The sequence below is a fragment of the Mailhella massiliensis genome (genome assembly GCF_900155525.1).
In the GTDB taxonomy this organism is placed as follows: domain Bacteria; phylum Desulfobacterota; class Desulfovibrionia; order Desulfovibrionales; family Desulfovibrionaceae; genus Mailhella; species Mailhella massiliensis.
The window spans coordinates 67,348-89,072 of sequence record NZ_LT706937.1 but is presented as its reverse complement, the minus strand read 5'-3'; the positions used below and the strand labels follow the sequence as shown (position 1 = coordinate 89,072).

The following is a 21,725-nucleotide window of genomic DNA, read 5'->3' as shown; positions in this document are numbered from 1 at the left end:
TTCTGAGACTTTATTGTGGCGGAGAGAGAGGGATTTGAACCCTCGATACAGGTTTATGCCCGTATACTCGCTTAGCAGGCGAGCTCCTTCGGCCGACTCGGACATCTCTCCGCACAAGACGGCGCACTTGTGATACGCAACGGGTCTTAGCTATACTAAGCGCCGTCGCTTGTCAAGTCCTGAATACAGGGATTTTTTATCATCAGTGCATATAAAGGGTGCTCATGTCGATGATGCCGTGGACGCCGTCGGCATAAAAGGCGGTACGCAGGCCGAAAATGCTGACGAAGGCCACGACGGCCTGTACGAGCAGGGTGATGCGGCCCATATGCGAGAGGCCGAGAACCACGCCGCTGAAAATGACGCCCATCCAGTAAAGCTGCGTCTGCATCCAGATGATGGCGGACTTGCGCATGAAGGGATCTTCCCAGGCCATGCAGGGCGCGATGGCGGTAATGATCAGCATGATCCACAGGCAGATGCGCAGGGGCATGTAGAAGCGGCCGTAGCGCACGGCGGCATCGTCGGGTTCTCCCATCTGCTTGAGCTGGGAGAATACGGCGCCGAGAATAATGGTGCAGAGCGGGAAGAGCACCAGCGGGAAGATGCCGGAAAGGCTGGCGACGCTGCCGGGAATGGCGGCCACGGCTTCGGCCATGACGCAGAATGCCCCTGCAGGCCAGGCGACGAGACCGCAGGGCGCGCATTTGCGGGAAGCGCCTGCGGAGGCGAGGGCCAGAATCAGGCAGCAGACCTGTGCGGCCAGCATGGCCCCGGAGTCAAGGCCGTTGAAGGCGATCAGGCTTGCGACCAGCGCAAGGACGGAAGCTGCGGCGGAAACCTGCCATCCCCGGGAAGAGGGGGCGGCGTCGCGGCGATCCTTCCACCAGGAAAAGAAGGCCAGTCCTGCGCCGAGCTGGGAAAATACGGTGAAGAAAACAAGCGGCCAGTTGGTAATCATGACATCCCCCGAAAAGTATTAAATACGGTATGGCGAAAAGGTGAAACGCCGGAAGGCGTGGCCCTGATAAAAATGATTTTTGCACGCCGCGTCAAGCCATGGATGAGCGGAGCGTATGAGAGAATCGTATTTTGATGAAAAATGTACCGGGAAATCGCCGTTGCAGAAGGACGAGGACAGAGGGAGGAGTTGAAACATCGTCCGTTCAGGGGGTGGAGCCTTTTTTATGTTCAGGGGATGATGAACGTATCTTTCTGTTTTTTAAAAAGGTGTACTTTTATCTGTGAACAGTATTTTTTCTCTTTATCTTTTGACATCTTGAACATAAATGATTCGTACCGTCACGTATGGTGCGGAGATTCCGTGTTTTTCATACATGAGAATGAGGGTGTGGGCGGAATATCCGGGAAAATATGAGGACGACGTTGAAGGAAAGGAACAGAAGATGAGGATGCTCCGCTGTTTCTCTCTGTACCGGAAAAGGCGAGGGCGGGCCGTCTGTTCGGAATTTGGCACTTGCAGCGCCGTATGCGTGCGGAACACGGTTGACGGCGGGCAGAAAAAATGCCGGCCGGATACGCGGCCGGCGTGATGGAATATTATATGGAAGGGGGAGAGGCGGGGCCGCACGGGCTCCGGAGCCCGTGCGGGGAAAACAGTTAGGCCGCGTCGGCCCGGGGGACGGGGAGGCGCTGCATGAAGCCGATGATCTGCCCGGAAAGGATGACGGTGAGCAGGGAATAGCCTATGCGTTCCAGCGGAATATAGGTGAGGGAAAGGGCGAGTACGATAAGGTCGCTCATAAGATAGGGCCAGCGTATGTTCCAGCCCGTCAAATGGGATATGCTCATGGCAAGGGCGTCGTCTCCGCCCGGAGCGCCGCTGGCACGGACGCACAGCCCCACGCCCACCCCTACGAACAGCGCGCCCAGAACGGCGGCCGTCAGAGGCATGGCGGCCAGATGCGGCCAGAGGTGGGGAAAACGCTCAAAGAGAGCGTAGAACAGCGAAAAGCCGCCGCCCGCCACGAGAGAATAAAGGACGAAGTCCCTTCCCATGAGCTTCCAGCCGAGAAGGTAGCAGAGGGCGTTCATGATGAGGCCGGACCAGGCGGGAGAAATGTGGAACCAGTGCTGAAGCAGGAGCGTGGCTCCCAAAATGCCGCCTTCCGTCACGCCGGAAAGGGAATGTATCTGATAAAGGCCGAAGGACAGAATGGCGCTGCCTGCAAGATTCATGAGGCACAGCCGGGGAGAAAGAGAGAAAGACACGGAAATACTCCTGTGGCCGAAAAAGGAATGCGGCTGAACGCCGCCGGAGGAAAAAGCGGGGGACAGGATGATTTCGGCAGGGAACCGGACGGGAGGAACGACCGCTTTCTGCGCCGCGCGGAACGGAGGCATGAAAGGCGGCTCCGTACCGGAAAGGCGCAACGCCGTCCGTGCGCCGGACATGAGAAAAGAGAGGCGCTTCTGTCAGGCTCCGTGCCGGAAGCGTCTTTTTAAAGATGGCTGCGCCAGTGGCGTTCCGCCATACCTGCAAAGGAAAGGCGGAAAAAAGCATTCTGATGAATGTTCATACCGGCAATATAAAGCGGGCCGCCGGTAAAAGCAAGGGGAGGCGCATTCTGCCGGACTTTGGACGGAAACGGGGGGAAACTCTCATGCTCTGCGCCTTGCGTGCGGGGCATCTTGCTGGTATCACAGTCACATTGTTCCGGTTCCCCATGGATGGGGAGCTTTTTTCGTATATTCCGTACATCATGCATGTCTGTTGATCATGGATAAAGAATCGCTGTTCCGTCATATGGAAGAAAGGGCGGGGCTTTCCGTCAGTCGCGCCGGTTCGGCAACGCTGGCCCGTCTTGCCGTGGATGCGGTGCGCGCCGGGCGTCACGCGGCGGTGGCCGTGCGGAGTCGTGACGCGCTTGCCGTCATGCGCGGACTGACCACGCTTTTTACGCCGGAGCTTTCCGTAGGACGCGTCCATACTGCGGGACAGGATGCCGCAGGTGTGGAAACGCCGCTCTGGGAACGCCCGTGGGTCTTTCTGCCTCCCTTCGGGCCGAGAACGCTCAGCCGGGAAGGCTGGGCCGAACGCATGAGCGTGCTGTACGCCCTGCGTACCGGTACGGCGAAAGGCGTGGTCTTCACGCTGGACAACATGATTCCGCTGCTTCCGCCCCTGGATTTTCTGGACACGAGGGCCATGACCGTGCGCCTCGGGGAAGACATGGCCCCCGAGCTTCTCATGCAGCAGCTTACGGAATGGGGATATCAGCGCGTGCCCATGGTGGCCCATGCCGGCGACATGGCACGGCGCGGCGATATCCTTGACGTTCTGCCCCCGGGCTATGAAAAGCCCCTGCGGCTGGAATTTTTCGGCGATACCGTGGACGAAATGCGCGTGTTCGACTTTGCCACCCAGCGTTCCGTAGGACGGCTTGACGAAGTGACGTTTCTGCCCGTCACGCCCTTCGGCTTCGGCGATGCCTGGAAGAAGAAGGTACGCGCCCACTGGAAGACTCGCGTCGGCAGCAGGAGCATGAGCGAAGCGTCGCGCCTCTCTCTGGAACATGCACTGGAGCAGGATGACATGCGCCTTCTTCCGGGCGGAGTGTATGCCGCGCCGAGCGCGCTCGACGACTGGTTCGCGCCGGATACCGTGTGCTTTCTGCCCGGCCGCCATGAGCTTCGGGAAGAGCTGGAGGAGGCGGAAGGCCGGTGGCGCGAGTATATCCGCGTGCAGTCGGAGGAAACGAGCCTTGTGCAGCCCGCCCATCTTGCCCTGCGCGATGCGGACGGGGCCGGCAAGGCCTTTGAGAGCAGGGCCCGCCTTTACAGCGAACCGCTGACCATGGGCACGGAGCGGGACGGCGTCGACCTTCTGGAGCGGACGTTCCATGGTTTTGCCGACCTCTTTCCCGGGCAGGCGGAACAGGACAGACCGTGGCAGCAGCTTTCCGCCGGACTGAAGCGCTGGATGGCCTCCCACCGTCAGGTTGTGCTGGCCTTCGCTTCGGAGCGGGGGCGGCGCAAGTTTCTGAAGCTGGCCGAGCAGGACGGCATTCTTCCCTCTCTGCGCTACGATCCCGAGGGGCGCGGGCTGTATGCCGTGGTGGCTCCGTACCGGCAGGGGGCGGAACTTGTCTGGGACGAGGCTCTGGTGCTCGGCGAAGAGCTGCTCCAGCCGCGGGCGGAAAGTTCCCGCCGCGTGGCTTCCGGGGCATTCCGCGGTCTGGACAGGTACGACGATCTGCGTGTGGGCGACCTTCTGGTGCACAGAGATTACGGCGTGGGGCGTTTCGGCGGCCTGCACCGCATGAGTCCCGGCGGAAGCGGCGTGGACAACGACTATCTGCTTCTGGAATACGCCGACGGCGCACGTCTTTATCTGCCGGTGGACAGGCTTTCGGTGGTGCAGAAGTTCAAGGCCGACGGGCCGCCGCCCGCACTGGACCGTCTGGGCGGCAGTTCCTGGACAAGCAGCCGGGAAAAGGCGCGCAAGGCCGTGGAAAAGGTGGCGGCCGACCTCATGCAGATGTATGCATGGCGCAAGGTGGCCAAGGGCTTTTCCTATTCTTCGGTGGGAGAGATGTACCACGAATTCGAGGCCACCTTCGGCTTTGAGGAAACGCCCGATCAGGCCCGCGCCATACAGGAAGTGTTTCAGGACATGGACAAGCCCGTGCCCATGGACCGCCTCATCTGCGGCGATGTGGGCTTCGGCAAGACGGAAGTGGCGCTGCGCGCCGCCTTCCGTGCGGCCTGCGACGGACGGCAGGTGGCGCTTCTGTGTCCCACCACGGTGCTTGCCGAGCAGCACTACCAGACCTTCCGTTCGCGCATGGCGGGCTTTCCCGTCAACGTGGGGCTGCTCAGCCGCTTCGTACCGAAGGCAAGGCAGACGGAAACGCTGAAGGCCGCCGCGCGGGGACAGATTGATATTCTCATAGGCACGCATCGCCTGCTTTCCAAGGATGTGGAGCTGCCCAACCTCGGTCTGCTCATTCTTGACGAGGAACAGCGTTTCGGGGTGCGCCATAAGGAAAAGCTGAAGGAACTGCGCAGAAATGTGGACGCGCTTACCCTGACGGCCACGCCCATTCCGCGCACGCTTCAGCTTTCCATGTCGGGCATACGCGAGCTTTCCGTGCTGGAAACGGCTCCTGCCGAGCGCAAGCCCGTGGCCACGGCCCTCATCGACAGGGACAGAGGCGCGCTCAGAGAAGTCATGGAACGCGAGCTTGCCCGGCAGGGGCAGGTGTTTTTCGTGCACAACAGGGTGCAGACCCTTCCCATGACGGCCGCCATGGTGAAGGAACTCGTGCCCGGCGCGCGCGTGGGCATGGCTCACGGGCAGATGGCGGAAAAGGAACTCGAGGACACCATGCACAAGTTCTGGCATGGGGAACTGGATGTTCTGGTATGCACGGCCATTGTGGAATCGGGACTGGATTTTCCCCGGGCCAACACGCTTATCGTGGATCAGGCGCAGATGTTCGGTCTGGGACAGCTTTATCAGCTCCGGGGAAGAGTGGGGCGTTCCGACAGGCAGGCCTATGCGGTGTTCGTGGTGTCGGACGTGGAGCATCTGCCCTCGCTGGCCCGGGAGCGGCTGCGCATCATTCTGGAAATGGACTATCTCGGCGCGGGCTTTCAGGTGGCCATGGAGGATCTGCGCCTGCGCGGTGCGGGCAACATTCTCGGCGAAGCGCAGTCCGGCCACATGGCACGCGTGGGGCTGGACCTGTACCTGGAAATGCTGGAAGACGCCGTGGCCCGCCTCAAGGGCGAGGAGGAGCTGCTGCGTACGGAAACGGAGATCAACCTCGGCCTGCCCGCCCATATTCCCGACACCTATATCGAAGACGCCCACGAACGCCTGAAGTATTACAAGATGCTTTCCTCCGCCACGGACGGCGCGGCGCGGGAAAACGTGGAAATGGAAATACGCGACCGCTTCGGGCCCTTCCCCGAGCCTCTGGAAACCTTCCTTTCCGTGCTGGCCTTCAAGGCCCGCGTGAACGAACTCGGCGTGGCCCGGGCGGATCTGTGGGCCGACCGCGTGCGCGTCACCTGGGCCGAAGGGCAGAGGAGCGTGCGGCCCGAGGCCATCGTGCGGCTTGTCATGGAGCACAGGGACCGCATCAGGCTCCAGCCTCCGGCCACTCTGGAACTTTCGTTGAAGGAAGGGCTTTCTCCGGCGGAAAGGCTGGACGAGGCCCGCGCCCTTCTGAGCGGTCTTCTGGAGGAACGCAACGGCGCCCCTGCTCCCGATGCCGGGGCGGAGAATCCTGCGGGGAAAACAGGACGCGGGCACGTTGCCAGTGTGAAAAAAACAGGCTATAAACGGACAGCATAACGATTATCAGGAGTGTGCTCTCTTGCGTACCCTTTTCATATCTCTGGCCTGCGCGGCCTCTCTTTTGTCCGTGCAGCCCGTCATGGCGGCTCCGGTCGCCCGTATCGTCGCCGTGGTCAACGGCGACATGATCACCGCCCGTGAACTGGACAAGGCCCTTCAGATAGAACTTGCCGGTCAGAAGCTCGACCCGTCAAAGAACCCTCAGCTGACGGGTGAAGTGCGTAAGGCCGTGCTCGACAGAATGATCAACGACAAGATCATTCTTCAGGAAGCGGACAAGGAAAAAATCACGGTTTCCGACGAGGAAGTGGACGCGGCCCTTGACCAGATCGTCAAGGACAGCAGACTGGAACGCGACGTGTTCCTCAGGCAGATGGCCAAGGAGGGACTGTCGGAAAAGGACTTCCGCGACAGACTGTATGTTCAGCTCGTGTCCCAGCGCCTCATGGCGCGCAATGTGGTGAGCAAGGTCGTCGTCACGGAGGATGAGATCAACGACTATTACCGGAAGAACATGGCGGGATTCGCCAGCGGCCGCGCCCGCGTGGGGATGCTCGTTTACCCTGCGGATGCGGATGCGGAAAAATGGGCCCGCGACATAGCCTCCGGCAAGGTGACCTTCCAGCAGGCCGCGCGCAGCGTGTCCATCGGCCCCAACGCCGAAGGCGGGGGCGACCTCGGCTTCATGGCGCTTTCCGACATGGCTCCGGGGATGCTCGACCAGATTTCGCGCATGAAGAAGGGCGATGTTTCCCCGCTGCTCAATATGAACGCCACCAAGGTACAGATAGCTCTGCTTGATTTCGAGGAATCGGAGACCGCGGCTCAGAGCGATGCCGTGCCCGACTCCAACACCGCCGGGCGCATTGAACAGATACTGCGCCAGCCCCGTCTGCAGGAACGCTTCGAGCAGTATACGGCGCAGCTTCGTGACAAGGCGCTCATCGACATCCGCAACTGAGGCGCTTATGACTCTGGCAGAACTGGGAGCGAAGCTCCGTGAGGCCCGCGAGGGCCGTGATATGGCAGTGGCCGACGTGGCCGACAGGCTCAAGATACCGACGCGCATACTTCAGGGCATAGAAGAAGGTTCCGACCGTGTGCCCCGTACCGTGTATGTGCACCACTTCATAAAGGAATATGCGATACTCGTGGGCTTTTCCGCCGACGAGGTGACGGAATGGCTCAGGAACCTGGAAGGTTTTGAGAATATTTCCCGCCCCGTGATAGCGGAAAATACCACCTACACCTCGGTGAAGCCCAGTATGCTGCCCGTGATTCTCGGCGGGGTGCTCAAGGCCGTGCTTGTGCTGGCGCTGGCCTGCGGGGCGTATATGGCCTATCTGCACTTTTTTGCCGGGAGGGATTACGAGAGTCCTTCCGTGATGAGCGGCGAACAGTCCTCTTCCGAGGCACCCGTTCCCACCTGGGGCAATGCTGCGCCCTCGACGGCGCCGCTGCCCGCTCCCGCAATGCTGCGCCCTCGACGGCGCCGCTGCCCGCTCCCGCGCAGCCCGTTCCGCAGTCTGCGCCCGAGCCCGCCGCGGAGCAGAGCGCTCCCGCGCAGCCCGCTTCCGCCGGAGCGGTCGAGCAGCCGGCGCAGGCGACGCCCGTCGCTTCGGCACAGACGGAACAGACGCCCGTCCCTGCGGCTGAGGCCTCCGTGCAGCAGGAACCGGCGGCGGAAGAGCCCGTGGCCCTGCCCGAGGGGCTGCATCAGGTGGAAGTCATCGCCGACAACGGGGATTGCTGGATGGGCTTTGAGCCGGACGGCAAGAAGCAGCAGCGCACCCTGCGCAGGGGCGATACCTTTTCCATGACCTTCCGGGATTCTCTGGTCATACGCCTCGGCAACGCCAAGGGCGTGCGCGTGGTGTACGACGGAAAGGAGCTGGATCGTTCCACTTCGCCGCGTGTGGTGACCATGAGCTTTCCTCCGGCGCAGTAGGCCGCGGGGCTTTCTTGCTCCGCAGGCGGGGGAGGGGAACGCCTCCCTTGCGGGGCGTTTTTCTGTACGCCGCTTTCTGCAGACGGAGGCGGTGCGCCGCATGAGGGGAAGCGTGTTTTTCTGCCCGGGAGCGGGCGACCGCCCCCTGATTCCTTTTTTATCCATGAGAGCGGTTTAATGCATCATTAAACCGCTCTGCGCGTTGTGGGGAGCAGGGCCTTTGTATGCAGTGGACGGATGATGCCCTGGTGCTTCGCGTCGGAAAATTCCGGGAGGCGGATCTCTGGGTCCGCCTTCTTGCGCGGGAAAGAGGGCTTGTGACGGCCTTTGCCTTCGGCGGAAGCCGCAGCCGCAGGCGCTTCACGGGGTGCCTCGACGTGTTCAACCGCATCCGGGCAAGCGCCGCGTATTCGCGCGACGGGCGTTTTCTCAACCTGCAGGAGGCGACGCTTCTTGCCGGGCCGGAGCGGCTGCGCCGCGACTGGCGGAGGCAGGGCATGGCGGCCAACTGCGTGCGTTTTCTGGAGGCCATGGGCGTGCCGCCGGACAACGCGGGGGCAAGCTACGCGCTCATGCACGGGATGCTTGAGCTGCTGGAAAACGAAGAGTCCGTGCCTGCCGTGATGCCGGTACTTTTCCGGTTCCGGCTTGCCGCGGAGCAGGGCTATGCCCCGGAACTCGGAATCTGCGCGCGCTGCGGGAAGCCCCTGAGCGGGGAGAAGGAAGCTCATTTTCTGGTGAGTGAGGGCGCCGCGTGCTGCCCTTCCTGCCGCCGCTCCGGCGACATGAGCCTTTCCCTCGGGCAGGAAGCTCTTGACGTACTGGGGAAAGTGAAGGAATACTCACCGCAGTCATGGGGCAGGCTGAACCCTTCGCCGGAAGGCGCAAGGCAGGCCGCGCGCCTGATCGACGCTTTTGTGCGATACCATCTCGGTCTCGAATGGGCCAACGGCCGGTTCAAGGCCATGTAGCGGCGCGGCCGGGCAGGCGTTTTTCCGCAGGCCTGCGCGCGGCGGCAAGCAAGGCCAATGGCTCCATTGGCGAATTTCAGGAGTGATACATGAATTTTCAGGATGTTATTCTGACATTGCAGGCGTACTGGGCCAAACAGGGCTGCGCCGTGGTGCAGCCTGTGGACCTGGAATGCGGGGCGGGCACCTTCAACCCCTCCACCTTCCTGCGCGTTATCGGCCCCGAGCCCTGGAAGGCCGCCTATGTGGAACCCTCGCGCCGCCCCACCGACGGCCGTTACGGCGACAACCCCAACCGCCTCCAGCACTATTTTCAGTTCCAGGTCATCATGAAGCCTGCTCCGGCCGATCCGCAGCAGCTTTACCTCGACAGCCTGAAGGCTCTCGGCATCGACCCGGCCAGGCACGACATACGCTTCGTGGAAGACGACTGGGAATCTCCCACCCTCGGCGCGTGGGGTCTCGGCTGGGAAGTGTGGCTCAACGGCATGGAAGTCTCGCAGTTCACCTACTTCCAGCAGGTGGGCGGTATCGACCTTTCCCCGGCCAGCGTGGAACTCACCTACGGCCTGGAACGCCTGACCATGTATCTTCAGGGCGTGGAATCGGTGTACGACATCAAGTGGAACGATTCCATCACCTACGGCGACGTGTACCATCAGAACGAATATGAGCAGTCCTGCTACAACTTCGATCAGAGCGACGCCGCCATGCTGCTCCAGCACTTCAACGACTACGAGAAGGAATGCCTGCGCCTCATCGACGCCAGGCTCCCTCTGCCTGCCTATGACTACTGCCTGAAGTGCTCCCATACGTTCAACCTGCTGGATGCCCGCGGAGCCATTTCCATCACGGAACGCGCCGGCTACATCGCCCGCGTGCGTACGCTTGCTTCCGGCGTGGCCCATCTTTATGCCGCCCAGCGCGAAGCCATGGGTTATCCCATGCTGAAGAAGGGGTAAACCATGAGTCATTTTGTTCTTGAAATCGGTGTGGAAGAACTGCCCGCACGTTTTCTCGCCTCCCTTGAGCGCGATCTGCACGACCGCTTCGCCGCTCTTTTCGCGGAGCACGGCCTGAGCTTCGACGAACTCACCGTGGACACCACGCCCCGCCGTGCGGTGCTGCACGCTCGCGGTCTGCTTTCCTCCACCCCCGTGCGCGAGGAAGTGGCCCTCGGTCCTTCGCTGAAGGCCGCCTATGATGCGGAAGGCAACCCCACCAAGGCAGCCATGGGCTTTGCCCGCGGCCAGGGCGTGGACGTGGCCGATCTTTTCCGTCAGGAAACGCCCAAGGGCGTATATGTGGCCGCACGCAAGACCGTGGGCGGTGTTTCCGCCGCCTCCATCATTGCCGAAGCCGCGCCTTCCATCATTGCTTCCCTTCCCTTCCCCAAGCGTATGCACTGGGGCGAGAGCCATTTCCTCTTCGCCCGTCCGCTTCGCTGGGTGGTGGCTCTCATGGATGCGGACGTGGTGTCCTTCCGCGTGGCGGATGTGGACTCCGGCCGTATGACCACCGGTCACCGCGTGCACGGCAAGGGCCCCTTTGAAGTGGCCTGTGCCGACGACTTCGACGCGGTTCTTGCCGAAAAGTGCGGCGTGGTCGTTTCCGGCGCAGCACGCCGCAAGACCATTGTGGACGGCGGCAATGCGCTTGCCGCTTCCGTGAACGGCCGCATCCTGTGGAAGGACGGCCTGCTGGACGAAGTACAGGGCCTGAGCGAACACCCCGTGCCCATTCTGGGGGATTTCGATCCTTCCTTCCTGGAGCTGCCCTCCATCGTGCTGCTTACCAGCATGGAGACGCATCAGAAGAGCTTCGGCGTGGAAGGCGCGGACGGTACGCTGCTGCCGCACTTCCTTACCGTGTCCAACGTGGATTCCCTTGAGCCTGAACTCGTGAAGAAGGGCTGGGAACGCGTGCTGCGCGCCCGCCTTGAGGACGCCCGTTTCTATTGGAACACCGACATGAAGGCTTCCTTCGACATCTGGAAGGAAAAGCTCGACCACGTCATCTTCCTCGGGCCGCTGGGTTCCATGGGCGACAAGTGCCGCCGCCTTTCCGAACTGTGCCGCTGGCTGGCCGCGCACCCCGGCGTGACCCGGGCATGTTCCGTGAATCCCGAATCCGCCGCCGTGGCAGGCCGCTGCGCCAAGGCCGACCTTGTTTCCCAGATGGTGGGCGAATTCGATACCCTTCAGGGCATCATGGGCGGCATTTACGGCCATAAGATGGGCCTTGACGGCACCGCCGCCGACGCCATAGCCGAACAGTATCTGCCCGCCGGCCCGGATACCCCCGTCCCCGCCACCGACCTCGGCGCGCTGCTTTCCATGGCCGACAAGGCGGATACGCTGGTGGGCTGCTTCGGTCTGGGGAACATTCCCACGGGCGCGGCCGACCCCTTTGCCCTGCGCCGCTGCGCTCTCGGCATTGCCCGCATCCTCATGGAAAAGGGCTATCGCGTTCCTGCGGCGGAACTTTTCGCCAAGGCTCAGTCCCTGTATGCCGAAGGCATCCGCTGGAAGCTGGAAAAGGCTGAAGCCCTTGCGAAGCTCAACGAGTTCTTCGCCGGTCGCGTGAAGAACCTCTTCCTTACCCAGGGCAACGACACGCTTCTGGTGGAAGCGGTGATGAACGCGGGCTGCGACGACGTGTGGGCCGCTTCCCGTCGCCTTGCCGCGCTTGTGGCGGAAAGCGGAAAGCCCGGCTTTGCCGACAATGCGCAGACCTTCAAGCGTGTGGCCAACATCCTGCGCAAGCAGGGTGCGGGCGCTCCCTGCTCCTTCAGCCGTGAGCTTCTTGCGGAAGAGCCGGAAAAGGCCCTTGCCGACGCGCTCGATGCCATGACCGCCCGCTTTGACGCCCTTTGGGCCGAAGACCGTTTCGATGAGCTTCTGGCGCTCATGGACGGCGTGCGTCCTACGGTGGACGCCTTCTTCAACGGCGTCATGGTCATGGCGGAAGAGGAAAAGGTCCGCGCCAACCGTCTGGGTCTGCTTCAGGTGCTGCTTTCCCGCATGGGCAGGCTCGCCGACTTCTCGGCACTGCAGATGTAGCATGTCTGAAACGCCGCCTTTCTCCCCGGAGAGGGGCGGCATGAGAAATCCGTTTCAGGGAGGAGCGCGAGCTCCTCTTGACAGAATGCGCTAAGGCGCATAAGAATAACCGTTCCGGCAATAACGGGCGTCTCCTTTGTGCCGCCCGACAATGTATCGCATCACACCCCGACAAGGGGCCATCATTCTGGAGGATTCCCGTGGCTAATCATGCTTCCGCCATCAAGCGCCAAAAGCAGAGTGTCAAGCGCAATGCCCGCAACCGCGCCGCCCGTACCCGCATCAAGAACGTGGTGAAGGCCGTGCGCGCCGCTATTCAGAAGAACGACAAGGTCGCCGCTGAAGAAGCCCTGAAGACCGCTACTTCCACCGTGTCCAAGATCGCCGGCAAGGGCGTGATCCACTGGAAGAACGCTGCCCGCAAGGTTTCCCGCCTGACCAAGGCCGTCAACGCTCTGGACGCCTAATTTTTCGTTTCTCAGGAAACATCGGAAGGGAGAAAGCGCAAGCTTCCTCCCTTTTGGTGTTTAACTGTTCCGGGAAACAGCGGATGGTTTCTCCGCAGAAAATGTGACCACGGTCATGTTTTTTGTCCGGGAAAATCCTTACCATGGCAGAAGCCGGGCGGCCCCGCAGCATAAGGATGCCGAGGAAACGCCGGGCATGGTTTTGCCTCGGTCCGTGCACCGGGGCCGCCCTTCGCATGTTCCGGCAGGGGCGGGAAAGGGACGGCCGGGCGTTTTTCCGTTTGTTGTTGCAGGAGAGACCATGGTGGAATGCGGCGCAGAGGCCCGAGACATGCGGGAGAGACTGGGAGCGTGTTTTCCCGAGCTGAACGCGCAGGAGGTGGAAAGACTCGCCTCCGCGACGCGGCTTTCCTCCTATGCAAAAGGGGAATGGATATACGTTGAGGGCGGCGGTGCGACGGTGACCTGCTGGTTGCTTTCCGGGCATGTGGAACTTTTGAAAGGCTCCATGTCGGGAAAAAATACCGTTCTGCACGTCGTGCGGCCGGAGCATTTTCTCGATCTGTACGGCGTGTTCGGCGGCGGGGTCGCCTTTCTTTCCGCACGCGCGCTTTCACCGTGCGCGGTGCTCAGTATGGAAAACAGGGTTCTTCGTACGATTCTTGCGGAAAACATGGGGCTTGCCCAGCGCGTGATGCGGGCTCTTGCCGTGCGTCAGCGCATGTTCATCAACAAGATTGCGGTATCGCAGGGAAAAATTTCGGTTCGCCGCCGGGTGGCGGGATGGCTGCTGCATAAGGCGCGCGTGGAAAGGAGTACGGTTCTGGAAGATGTCGTCACGCGGGAGGTGCTGGCCGGACTTCTCGGCCTTTCGCGCGAGAGTCTGAGCAGGCAGCTCAGCCGTTTTGCGCAGGAGGGAATGATACGGCTGGAACGCAGAACCATAGTGCTGACCGATGAAGAGGCGCTGCGTCGTTGTCTGATGGAGGAATGATGCGCGCCTGTATCGTGTATTCCTCCCGCACGGGAAACACCCGTCTTGTGGGCGAGCATCTGGCCGAAAGTCTGCGTCTGCCGCTTTTTTCCGTGGAAGAAGCGCCTCTTTCCGGGTACGACACCTATATTCTCGGATTCTGGACCTGGCGGGGAGGTCCTGATGCGGCCATGGCGGCGTTCATGAACAGGCTGCCGGGCAGGAACGTGTTTTTTTTCGGCACCATGGTGGCGGAACCGGATTCCCTCCACGCCGCCCGCTGTGCGGAGCGTACCCGCAAGCTTCTGGAAAAGGGGCGTTGCCGCGTGCTCGGGTATTTTTTCTGTCAGGGCAGGCTGGATGAGAGGCAGCTGGAAAAAAGCGCCCATCCGCGTACGCCCGAACGCATGGCCCGCATACGGCGGGCCGCCCTGCACCCGGACATGCAGGATTTCCGGCGTGCGGAACAATGCGTGCGTGAGACATGCTTTCCGACACGGAAGCCGTTGTCGGGCGGAGAAAACAGTCTTTCTTCTTTTCCGCGGGGCCTGCGGGACGGAAAGGCATGACGGCACGGAAGCGCTCCTGTCTTTTCAGACCGGGGGAACGTGCCTCCGCGCAGGGTGAGGACGGAAACCTGCCGGGATGCGGGGGCCGCCGCTGCCCTTTGGGGAAGAATGCGGAAAGGGAAAGGCACCCCGGGGAGACGCGGGCACGGGTTTGGAAATGAGCTGTGCGCGGCCATGACCTGAGAGACAGGGATTCTCCCGCCTGTCGGCGGAGGGACGGAGAGGCCTCAGCCCCCGTGCAGGCCCGGCGCTCTGAGAGAGCGCGCCGCTTCGGCCGTAAAAAGTGCGCTTTCGTTTTTCGGTCTGCCCGGAGGACTTCGGCAACCTTTCGCTGACGGAAAAGGAGGGCTGTGCGGCCCCTGCGGAGGAGGAATCTTCCTCTTGAAAAAATCCCCTGTTCAGGCACAATGCGCCTTGCGCGGAAGCGGCCCCGAAGGGAGTCCTTCCGCTTTTTCCCTTACAGCGAGCCGCATCATGTCCGAACAGCTTTTTCAGCTTCATTCCTCTTTTGCGCCCACAGGCGACCAGCCCGCCGCCATCGACGAACTGGTGGCGAATCTCAACGCCGGCATACGCGATCAGGTGCTTCTGGGCGTCACGGGGTCGGGCAAGACCTTCACCATGGCCAATGTCATAGCCCGCACGGGACGTCCGGCGCTCATCCTTGCCCACAACAAGACGCTGGCCGCCCAGCTCTACGGAGAATTCCGCGCGCTCTTTCCCAAAAACGCGGTGGAATACTTCGTTTCCTATTACGATTACTATCAGCCCGAAGCCTACGTTCCTTCCTCCGATACCTATATAGAGAAGGACTCGGCCATCAACGACAATATCGACAAGCTGCGTCATGCGGCCACGCACGCGCTGCTCACAAGGCGCGACGTGATCATCGTGGCCTCGGTGTCGTGCATCTACGGCCTGGGTTCGCCGGAATACTACGCACGCCTCATCATTCCCGTGGAAGAAGGGCAGTCCGTTTCCATGGAAAGCATCATCGGCAGGCTGGTGGACATACAGTACACGCGCAACGACTACGACTTTCACCGCGGCACCTTCCGTGTGCGCGGCGACGTTCTGGAAATCATTCCGGCCTACGAAGACGAAAAGGCCCTGCATATCGAATTTTTCGGCGACGAGATAGACGCCATACGCGAAATAGACCCGCTTACCGGCGAGGTGCTGGGCCGCATCGCCAAAACCGTCATCTATCCCGCCAGTCACTACGTTTCCGACCGCGACAACCTCACGCGCGCCATGGGGGACATACGCGAGGAGCTGCGGGAACGCCTTGCGCTCTTCCAGCAGGAAGGAAAGCTTCTGGAGGCCCAGAGGCTGGAGCAGCGCACGCAGCTCGACCTTGAGATGATGGAAGAGCTCGGCTACTGCAACGGCATAGAAAACTATTCCCGTCATCTCGACGGCCGCGCTCCCGGTCAGCCCCCCTCCACGCTGCTGGACTATTTCCCCGACGATTTTCTGCTGTTCGTGGACGAGTCGCACATGAGCATTCCGCAGGTGGGGGCCATGTTCAAGGGCGACCGTTCCCGCAAGAACACGCTGGTGGATTACGGTTTCCGCCTGCCTTCCGCGCTGGACAACCGCCCGTTGCAGTTTGCCGAGTTCGAGCAGCGCATAGGGCAGAGCATCTTCGTTTCCGCCACGCCCGGCCGCTGGGAACTGGACAGAAGCGCGGGCCTTGTGGTGGAGCAGGTGATACGGCCTACGGGCCTTCTGGACCCGCCTGTGGAAATCCGCCCCGTGAAGGGGCAGATGGACGATCTTCTCGGCGAATGCAAGGCGCGCGCCGCCCGGGGCGAAAGAGTGCTCGTGACCACGCTTACCAAGCGCATGGCCGAGGATCTCACCGAATACTTCAACGAAATGGGGGTGTCCTCGCGATACCTGCATTCGGATATCGACACGCTGGAGCGTATCGCCATCATCAGGGCGCTGCGTGCGAAGGAATTCGACGTGCTTGTCGGCATCAATCTGCTGCGCGAGGGGCTCGATATTCCCGAAGTGTCTCTTGTCGCCATTCTGGATGCGGACAAGGAGGGCTTTCTGCGTTCCACGGGCGCGCTTATCCAGACCTTCGGCCGCGCTGCGCGCAATGCCGGGGGCCGCGTCATTCTCTACGCCGACAGGGTGACGGCCTCCATGCAGGCCGCCATGGACGAAACGGAACGCCGCCGCAACAAGCAGACGGCCTACAATGAGGAGCACGGCATCGTGCCGCGCACCGTCATCAAGGCGCTGGAAAATCCGCTGGACAATCTGTACGGCAGGGAAGAGGATGGCGCGGCAACGAAGAAGGGCCGGGGCGGCGACAAATCCCGCGGAAAGAGTTCCGGCCGCAAAAAGGCGGAAGTGCAAGAGGCTTCGCCCTGTTCTCCGGCGGATATTGCAAAGCTCATCGAAGAGCTGGAAAAGGCCATGCGCGCCGCAGCGAAGGAACTGGAGTTCGAGCGCGCGGCGGAGCTGCGCGACCGCGTGCGCGCTCTGCGCGAGCGGCTTTATGTGAGCGGAGAGAAGGAAGAGGACGTTTCATCGTAACTTTTCTGCATGACGGAAGGCCTGCCTTTGCCGTGTGCCCGGGCGGCACGCGGAAAAGACGGAACCCTTCCCTAGGAAATATGCGGTAAAACCGCCCCGGCGCGCCGTCTTCAGTGACGGCGGTGCGGTTTTCTGCGCAGAAGGCGCGCAGGCTGAGCCTGCGCGGTAAAAAGAGCACCGGAAAAGGTGCGGAGCATATCATTCCATGGCAGATCACAAAAAGAACTTTCTGGACGGAATGCGCGACGGCATACCCATTGCGCTGGGCTACTTCGCCGTATCCTTCACACTGGGCATAGCCTGCCGCAACATCGGTCTTTCCGCGCTGCACGCCACGGTGATGAGCTTCACCAATCTTACCTCGGCCGGCGAGTTCGCCGCCCTCGGCATCATGGCAGCCGGAGCCTCGTACTGGGAGATGGCTCTTTCCCAGCTTGTCATCAACCTGCGTTACATGCTCATGTCGTGTTCGCTTTCGCAGAAGATGGCGCCGGATACGCCCATGTATCACCGCCTTCTGGTGGGCTACGGCGTGACGGACGAAATCTTCGGCATTTCCGTGAACGTGCCCGGCAGGCTCGACCCGTTCTATGCCTACGGGGCCATCTGCATCGCCTCTCCGGCCTGGGCCCTCGGCACCTTTCTCGGCGTGGTGCTCGGCAACGTGCTGCCCGCCCGCATCGTAGTGGCGCTCAGCGTGGCGCTGTACGGCATGTTCATTGCCATCATCGTGCCCCCGGCCCGCAAGGACCGCCTGCTGGCAGCGCTGATCGTCGTTTCCATGGTCCTGAGCTGGATATTCGCCCGGGTACCTCTGTTCGACGGGATTTCCGGCGGCATGAAGATCATCATTCTCACGGTGCTTGTTTCCGGTGTGGCCGCCGTGCTCTTCCCCGTGGACAAGGGCTTTGCCGGTGGAGAAAGGAAAGAGGAAGGAGGGAGCGAACATGCGTGACGCGTACGTTTATATCGCGGTAATGGCCGTGGTGACCTACCTCATCCGTGTGCTGCCGCTTACCCTCATACGGCGGGAAATACACAACGTCACCGTGCGTTCCTTCCTTTACTACATTCCCTACGTCACCTTGTCGGTCATGACCTTTCCTGCCATACTGGATGCGACGGGCAGTCAGATTTCCGGTTTTGCGGGACTCGCGGCGGCCGTGGTGCTTGCCTGGTTCGGGGCGAGCCTGTTCAGCGTGGCCGTGGCGGCCTGCGTGCTGGTGTTCGTCATCGAGCTTTTCATCTGCTGAAAAGGCGCCGGCACAGGGCCATGCCCCTGGATGAGCGCCTGAGGGGGGCGCCATGCGGGAAGTGGCATTTCATGTCATCCGTCGGGAAACGTGGGAAAGAAGCGGCTATTTCGACTACTATTTTCATACGCTCAGGTGCCGCTACAACATCGGAGCAGACCTCGATATCGGCGCGCTTCAGCGTTTCCGCAGGGAAAGGGGACTGAAGTTTTTCCCCGTCATGCTGTACATCGTCATGCGCGCGGTGAACAGGCACAGGGAATTTCGCATGGCCTTCAATGAGAGGAAGGAACTGGGATACTGGGATGAAGTGTGGCCCTGCTACACCCTGTTTCACCCGGAAAACGAGACTTTCACCGATGTCTGGAGCGAGTATTCCGAGGATTTTTCCCTCTTCTATGCCGCGGTTGCGGAAGACATGGAGCGCTACCGCCATGTAACGGGCCGCCTCAAGGCGAAGGACGGGCAGCCGCCCCACATCTGTCCCGTATCCAGCGTGCCGTGGCTTACCTTCACCCATTTCGCGCAGGATACCTATGCGGAAAGCGACTTTCTTTCCCCTCTCGTCAAGTTCGGCAAGTACGCCGAAAGAGGGGGAACATGCATCATTCCGGTATCGGTTTCCGTGCATCATGCCGTTGCCGACGGCTTCCATACCTGCCGTCTCATCAACGACATGCAGGATATGGCTTCCTTCCCGGAACGGTATCTGAGCTGAACGAAGAGTTTTTTCCGGCGGACCGCCGCCTTTTGAGAAAGAGTCGCCCCGGGAGCGTGCGCTTCCGGGGCGTTGTCGTATCCTGCGGGGAGAAGGACGGCCTGCGAGTCCATTCATACGGCGTTGCTGGGCAAGGCTACTTCCGCGGCGGGAGAAGGGGCCGTCTGTCGGCGTCGGCAAGGCCTTTGAGCAGGCAGTTGTTGTTCCTGTCGCAGCGCAGCACGGCAAAGGCCGCGTCGGCGTACACCCGGGCAAGGCCCTGCTCGAAGTAGTAGCGGTGCGGCAGACGAAGCCTTGTGAAGCCGTGGGAGGGGGCATCCACGAGTACGGCAGGTGCGGGAACTCCCGTGCAGTCGCCCTGCTTTACGGCGTCCGGTATGGGGCGGGCAATACCCAGCTCGTCCACGGCAAGGGGCATACAGAGCGGTCCTTCCACCGGGGAATATCTTTCGATGTCGTAGGTCAGGTCCATGTAGTCGCCTATCATGAAGGCGCGCGGGTCCCGGGGGCGGAAGGAAAGGAGAATTTCGTCTCCTGTCTGCAGCAGCTTTTTCCTGTCCACTATGGCCGTGCAGGCAACGGCGGTCATGAGAGAGGCGATGAGCGCAAACGGCAGGCCGTGCCGCAGAAGGGACGGGAGCGGCGGGGACTCCGGCTTTTCGGGCGTCTCCGGCCGGGGACGGCGTTCCATCTGCATCCCCAGGAAGAGCAGGCAGAGTCCTGGAATGCCTGCGGCCATGGTCATGCTCAGAAAATGCGTTCCGGTTTCCAGCGCCGCCATGGCCATGGTTTCCAGCGGGAAGTAGTGGTCGATGGCGTAGTAGAAGAGCACGAGACTTGCGGCAAGAATGACGATGCCCATGCCTGTGAGCACCTTGTCGAAGGCGGGAGCGTCCTTGTTTTCGGCCGAGTCATGGTTCGGGGCGTTCGTGACGCCTGCAAAGATGAGGTTCAGCGCGAACAGACTTTCCAGCGGACTGAAGAACCAGACGGGCAGAAGCGCCGCGATGCCGGCCGCGAGTTTTCCGGGCCGGGGCAGGGCGGCGGAGAACGGCGGAAGAAGCTGCCTGAGAAGAAGAAAGGCAAGGTTCAGCGCCGCAATGGTGATGAGGATTCTTTCCGTCGTCTCTTCAAAAGCAGGAGAGGGCATGGAAAGAGGGAGGGCGGGAAGAACGCTGAGGCAGGCAAGCGCCGCCGGACGCAGCATTCCCCGGGGAAAACGGCCGAAGGCCGCGGCAACGAGGGGCAGGAAGAGAAGAAAAGCAAGAAGAAGGTACAGGGGAACGCCTGCGGACACCGACTGAGGCAGGAGGACGAGACTGGTGACGAGCGCCCAGAACATGGCGAAGAAGCGCGGTATGGGGCTGTTCATCAGCAGATAGATGAACAGGGACGCCGCCCATACCGAAGCCATGATGACGGGAAAGGCATAGTCGAACAGCGACAGGTGGAAGCACAGCGAACCGCCCGAAACGAGTGCGGAGGAGAGAACGGAACGAAAAACGTGCGTTCCGCGCCTGCGCCAGAGCACGATGCCGCATATCATACACGCAAGTCCTGCCGAGTGCAGCGCAACGGCATTGTCCAGAAAGGTAAGGGTGATGAGCGCGATGAAGGAGACTGCGGCAAAAAATCCGCCCAGGATGGACGGGACCAGGGAAAACAGGCCGGGGGAAAGCGGTCTGCGGGAGTTTTTTTGCCGAAGGCGGGGCAGGGCGAGGGCCAGAAGAGAGGCGAAGAAGATGTTGGCCGCGGTAAAGAGGAAGGCCAGAGCGGCAGAGGAGAGATGGTCGAAGCCTCGCAGAATGAGCGCGTTCAAAAGCACGACGAGGGCGAGCGCCGCTTCGCACAGGGCTGGGGCATGGCGGAAGCGCAGGGCGGCGGCAAGCACGATCGCAAGTGCCGCAGGGCCTGCCGCCGCTTCCGGCAGGCCGGTCTTGATGTCGGGATAAAAGAGGATGAGCTGAACACACAGGGCCGTTGCCGATGCCGCAAGCAGCGTGAGCGGCAGGGCAAGCCAGGCATTCAGTCCGCAGGGCGAGCGACGGCGCAGAGGCGGGAAGAGAGCGAGAGCGCAGCTTCCTGCGGCGGTGATGAGCGGCGGCAGAAGGGAGAGCTCCCGGAAGGAGGTGGGAAGCAGAGGGAAAGGCCGCACACAGGAAGCGATGAAGAGCAGCGTGACCAGAAGATTCCACAAGGAAGCGTTTCCGCGCAGGAGAAAGAGCGGCAGAACGCAGGCCGCCCACACGAGGCACAGCTCCCACGCCGTGGCTCCGCTCTGGAAAATCTGTCCGAAAGTGACCCAGAAGATGCCGGTGGACAGCGCCGAGCCCAGGAGGGCAAGGGCTGCTGCGCTCCTGCGGTTTTTGCGCTCGGCAAGAAAGGAAAGCGCAAGGCACAGGGCCGAAGCGCCTCCGGTGAGGAGGAACCTGGCGGCCTCCGGCAGCCCGTACCAGTTCCAGGCAAAGAAGTAGACGGCGGCGGCGAAGACGAGGGCGAAGCCTGCGGTAAAAACGGTCATGCCGGGCAGGCGCGCAGACGAGGGAAGCGGCGGCAGAAAAGACATGGAAGCTCCGATGAGGCGCGTCGCCGCCGGAACGGATGCGGAACGCCGGACGCGGGAAGACGTTCGGAGCATCCCCGGAGCGGACGCGGCGTTTCAGAAAAAGGGAGAACAGGCGTCATCCGCGGGGAAAAGGCATAGAAAATTGAAACACGGTACGGCCGGGGTTTCAAGTAAAAAAGCGTCGGAAGCCCGTATCCCCGGAGGAGAAGGCAGACACGGGGAAACGGTCTTCCGCTGCGCGGACTTCGGGGCAGACGCGCGGCATGAGCATGTCCGCAGAAAGACGGTTCTATCATGGAAGGGGCTTTTCCTTTTCG

Annotated in this window: 16 protein-coding genes, 1 tRNA gene and 1 pseudogene; 14 read left to right on the top strand and 4 right to left on the bottom strand. The window is 61.7% G+C overall.

From position 1 onward, the window contains the following. Positions 1 to 16 precede the first annotated feature (16 nt). The 3 genes from CZ345_RS00945 to CZ345_RS00930 form a co-directional block, all read right to left on the bottom strand. Positions 17 to 111: transfer RNA gene (locus CZ345_RS00945), tRNA-Ser, on the bottom strand. 91 nt (positions 112 to 202) lie between these two features. Continuing rightward, complete coding sequence (locus tag CZ345_RS00940; protein ID WP_077071327.1) at positions 203 to 961, bottom strand: hypothetical protein; 759 nt, start codon at positions 959 to 961, stop codon at positions 203 to 205. Between the two features lie 659 nt (positions 962 to 1,620). After that, positions 1,621 to 2,232, bottom strand: coding sequence for a YitT family protein (locus tag CZ345_RS00930; RefSeq protein ID WP_204224188.1), 612 nt, complete (start codon positions 2,230 to 2,232; stop codon positions 1,621 to 1,623). A gap of 508 nt (positions 2,233 to 2,740) precedes the next feature. Here CZ345_RS00930 and mfd point away from each other — a divergent pair. The 14 genes and pseudogenes from mfd to CZ345_RS00855 all read left to right on the top strand — a co-directional run bounded on the left by mfd (position 2,741) and on the right by CZ345_RS00855 (position 18,842). Next, positions 2,741 to 6,325: a transcription-repair coupling factor gene (gene mfd, locus CZ345_RS00920; RefSeq protein ID WP_083717052.1), complete on the top strand. Its 3,585-nt coding sequence runs from the start codon at positions 2,741 to 2,743 to the stop codon at positions 6,323 to 6,325. A 22-nt stretch (positions 6,326 to 6,347) separates the two neighbouring features. Beyond that, on the top strand, positions 6,348 to 7,289 hold the full coding sequence (locus tag CZ345_RS00915) for a peptidylprolyl isomerase (protein ID WP_083717040.1): 942 nt from the start codon (positions 6,348 to 6,350) through the stop codon (positions 7,287 to 7,289). A gap of 7 nt (positions 7,290 to 7,296) precedes the next feature. Further along, a pseudogene (locus tag CZ345_RS17630) lies at positions 7,297 to 7,491 on the top strand (helix-turn-helix domain-containing protein); the annotation flags it as partial. 500 nt (positions 7,492 to 7,991) lie between these two features. Continuing rightward, positions 7,992 to 8,276: a DUF4115 domain-containing protein gene (locus CZ345_RS00905; protein WP_239446568.1), complete on the top strand. Its 285-nt coding sequence runs from the start codon at positions 7,992 to 7,994 to the stop codon at positions 8,274 to 8,276. Between the two features lie 224 nt (positions 8,277 to 8,500). Beyond that, the gene (gene recO / locus CZ345_RS00900; protein ID WP_077071321.1) at positions 8,501 to 9,247 is read left to right on the top strand and encodes a DNA repair protein RecO; all 747 of its coding nucleotides are present in this window, start codon (positions 8,501 to 8,503) and stop codon (positions 9,245 to 9,247) included. A gap of 89 nt (positions 9,248 to 9,336) precedes the next feature. Further along, positions 9,337 to 10,209: a glycine--tRNA ligase subunit alpha gene (glyQ, locus tag CZ345_RS00895; protein WP_077071320.1), complete on the top strand. Its 873-nt coding sequence runs from the start codon at positions 9,337 to 9,339 to the stop codon at positions 10,207 to 10,209. Between the two features lie 3 nt (positions 10,210 to 10,212). Further along, positions 10,213 to 12,309 (top strand): glycine--tRNA ligase subunit beta, encoded by a 2,097-nt coding sequence (gene glyS, locus CZ345_RS00890; RefSeq protein ID WP_077071319.1) that lies wholly within the window; start codon positions 10,213 to 10,215, stop codon positions 12,307 to 12,309. A gap of 200 nt (positions 12,310 to 12,509) precedes the next feature. Then, entirely contained in the window at positions 12,510 to 12,776 is a 267-nt protein-coding gene (gene rpsT, locus CZ345_RS00885) for a 30S ribosomal protein S20 (protein WP_077071318.1), read from the top strand. A 301-nt stretch (positions 12,777 to 13,077) separates the two neighbouring features. Next, entirely contained in the window at positions 13,078 to 13,770 is a 693-nt protein-coding gene (locus tag CZ345_RS00880) for a Crp/Fnr family transcriptional regulator (protein WP_077071317.1), read from the top strand. After that, on the top strand, positions 13,767 to 14,318 hold the full coding sequence (locus tag CZ345_RS00875; RefSeq protein WP_239446567.1) for a flavodoxin family protein: 552 nt from the start codon (positions 13,767 to 13,769) through the stop codon (positions 14,316 to 14,318). Before CZ345_RS00880 ends, CZ345_RS00875 begins: the two co-directional genes overlap by 4 nt. Before the next feature lie 474 nt (positions 14,319 to 14,792). Beyond that, positions 14,793 to 16,871, top strand: coding sequence for an excinuclease ABC subunit UvrB (uvrB, locus tag CZ345_RS00870; RefSeq protein WP_077071315.1), 2,079 nt, complete (start codon positions 14,793 to 14,795; stop codon positions 16,869 to 16,871). A 205-nt stretch (positions 16,872 to 17,076) separates the two neighbouring features. Beyond that, a complete protein-coding gene (locus CZ345_RS00865; protein WP_077071314.1) occupies positions 17,077 to 17,826 on the top strand; it encodes an AzlC family ABC transporter permease in 750 nt (249 codons plus the stop codon). After that, positions 17,819 to 18,124 carry an AzlD domain-containing protein gene (locus tag CZ345_RS00860; protein WP_077071313.1) on the top strand — a complete coding sequence of 102 codons (306 nt, stop codon included), beginning with the start codon at positions 17,819 to 17,821 and terminating at the stop codon, positions 18,122 to 18,124. Before CZ345_RS00865 ends, CZ345_RS00860 begins: the two co-directional genes overlap by 8 nt. Positions 18,125 to 18,176: 52 nt before the next feature. Then, positions 18,177 to 18,842, top strand: a complete 666-nt coding sequence (locus CZ345_RS00855; RefSeq protein WP_077071312.1) for a CatA-like O-acetyltransferase — start codon at positions 18,177 to 18,179, stop codon at positions 18,840 to 18,842. A gap of 136 nt (positions 18,843 to 18,978) precedes the next feature. Here CZ345_RS00855 and CZ345_RS00850 read toward each other — a convergent pair whose 3' ends face one another. Next, the gene (locus CZ345_RS00850) at positions 18,979 to 21,408 is read right to left on the bottom strand and encodes a GDYXXLXY domain-containing protein (protein WP_077071311.1); all 2,430 of its coding nucleotides are present in this window, start codon (positions 21,406 to 21,408) and stop codon (positions 18,979 to 18,981) included. Between the last annotated feature and the right edge of the window lie 317 nt (positions 21,409 to 21,725).

Bases quoted from the DNA above. Each gene is read 5' to 3' on its own strand.
- CZ345_RS00940 (WP_077071327.1), bottom strand. From the start codon at position 961: ATGATTACCAACTGGCCGCTTGTTTTCTTCACCGTATTTTCCCAGCTC.
- CZ345_RS00880 (WP_077071317.1), top strand. From the start codon at position 13,078: ATGGTGGAATGCGGCGCAGAGGCCCGAGACATGCGGGAGAGACTGGGA.
- uvrB (WP_077071315.1), top strand. From the start codon at position 14,793: ATGTCCGAACAGCTTTTTCAGCTTCATTCCTCTTTTGCGCCCACAGGC.
- mfd (WP_083717052.1), top strand. From the start codon at position 2,741: ATGGATAAAGAATCGCTGTTCCGTCATATGGAAGAAAGGGCGGGGCTT.
- CZ345_RS00875 (WP_239446567.1), top strand. From the start codon at position 13,767: ATGATGCGCGCCTGTATCGTGTATTCCTCCCGCACGGGAAACACCCGT.
- CZ345_RS00850 (WP_077071311.1), bottom strand. From the start codon at position 21,408: ATGTCTTTTCTGCCGCCGCTTCCCTCGTCTGCGCGCCTGCCCGGCATG.
- CZ345_RS00860 (WP_077071313.1), top strand. From the start codon at position 17,819: ATGCGTGACGCGTACGTTTATATCGCGGTAATGGCCGTGGTGACCTAC.
- glyS (WP_077071319.1), top strand. From the start codon at position 10,213: ATGAGTCATTTTGTTCTTGAAATCGGTGTGGAAGAACTGCCCGCACGT.
- recO (WP_077071321.1), top strand. From the start codon at position 8,501: ATGCAGTGGACGGATGATGCCCTGGTGCTTCGCGTCGGAAAATTCCGG.
- glyQ (WP_077071320.1), top strand. From the start codon at position 9,337: ATGAATTTTCAGGATGTTATTCTGACATTGCAGGCGTACTGGGCCAAA.
- CZ345_RS00855 (WP_077071312.1), top strand. From the start codon at position 18,177: ATGCGGGAAGTGGCATTTCATGTCATCCGTCGGGAAACGTGGGAAAGA.
- CZ345_RS00865 (WP_077071314.1), top strand. From the start codon at position 17,077: ATGGCAGATCACAAAAAGAACTTTCTGGACGGAATGCGCGACGGCATA.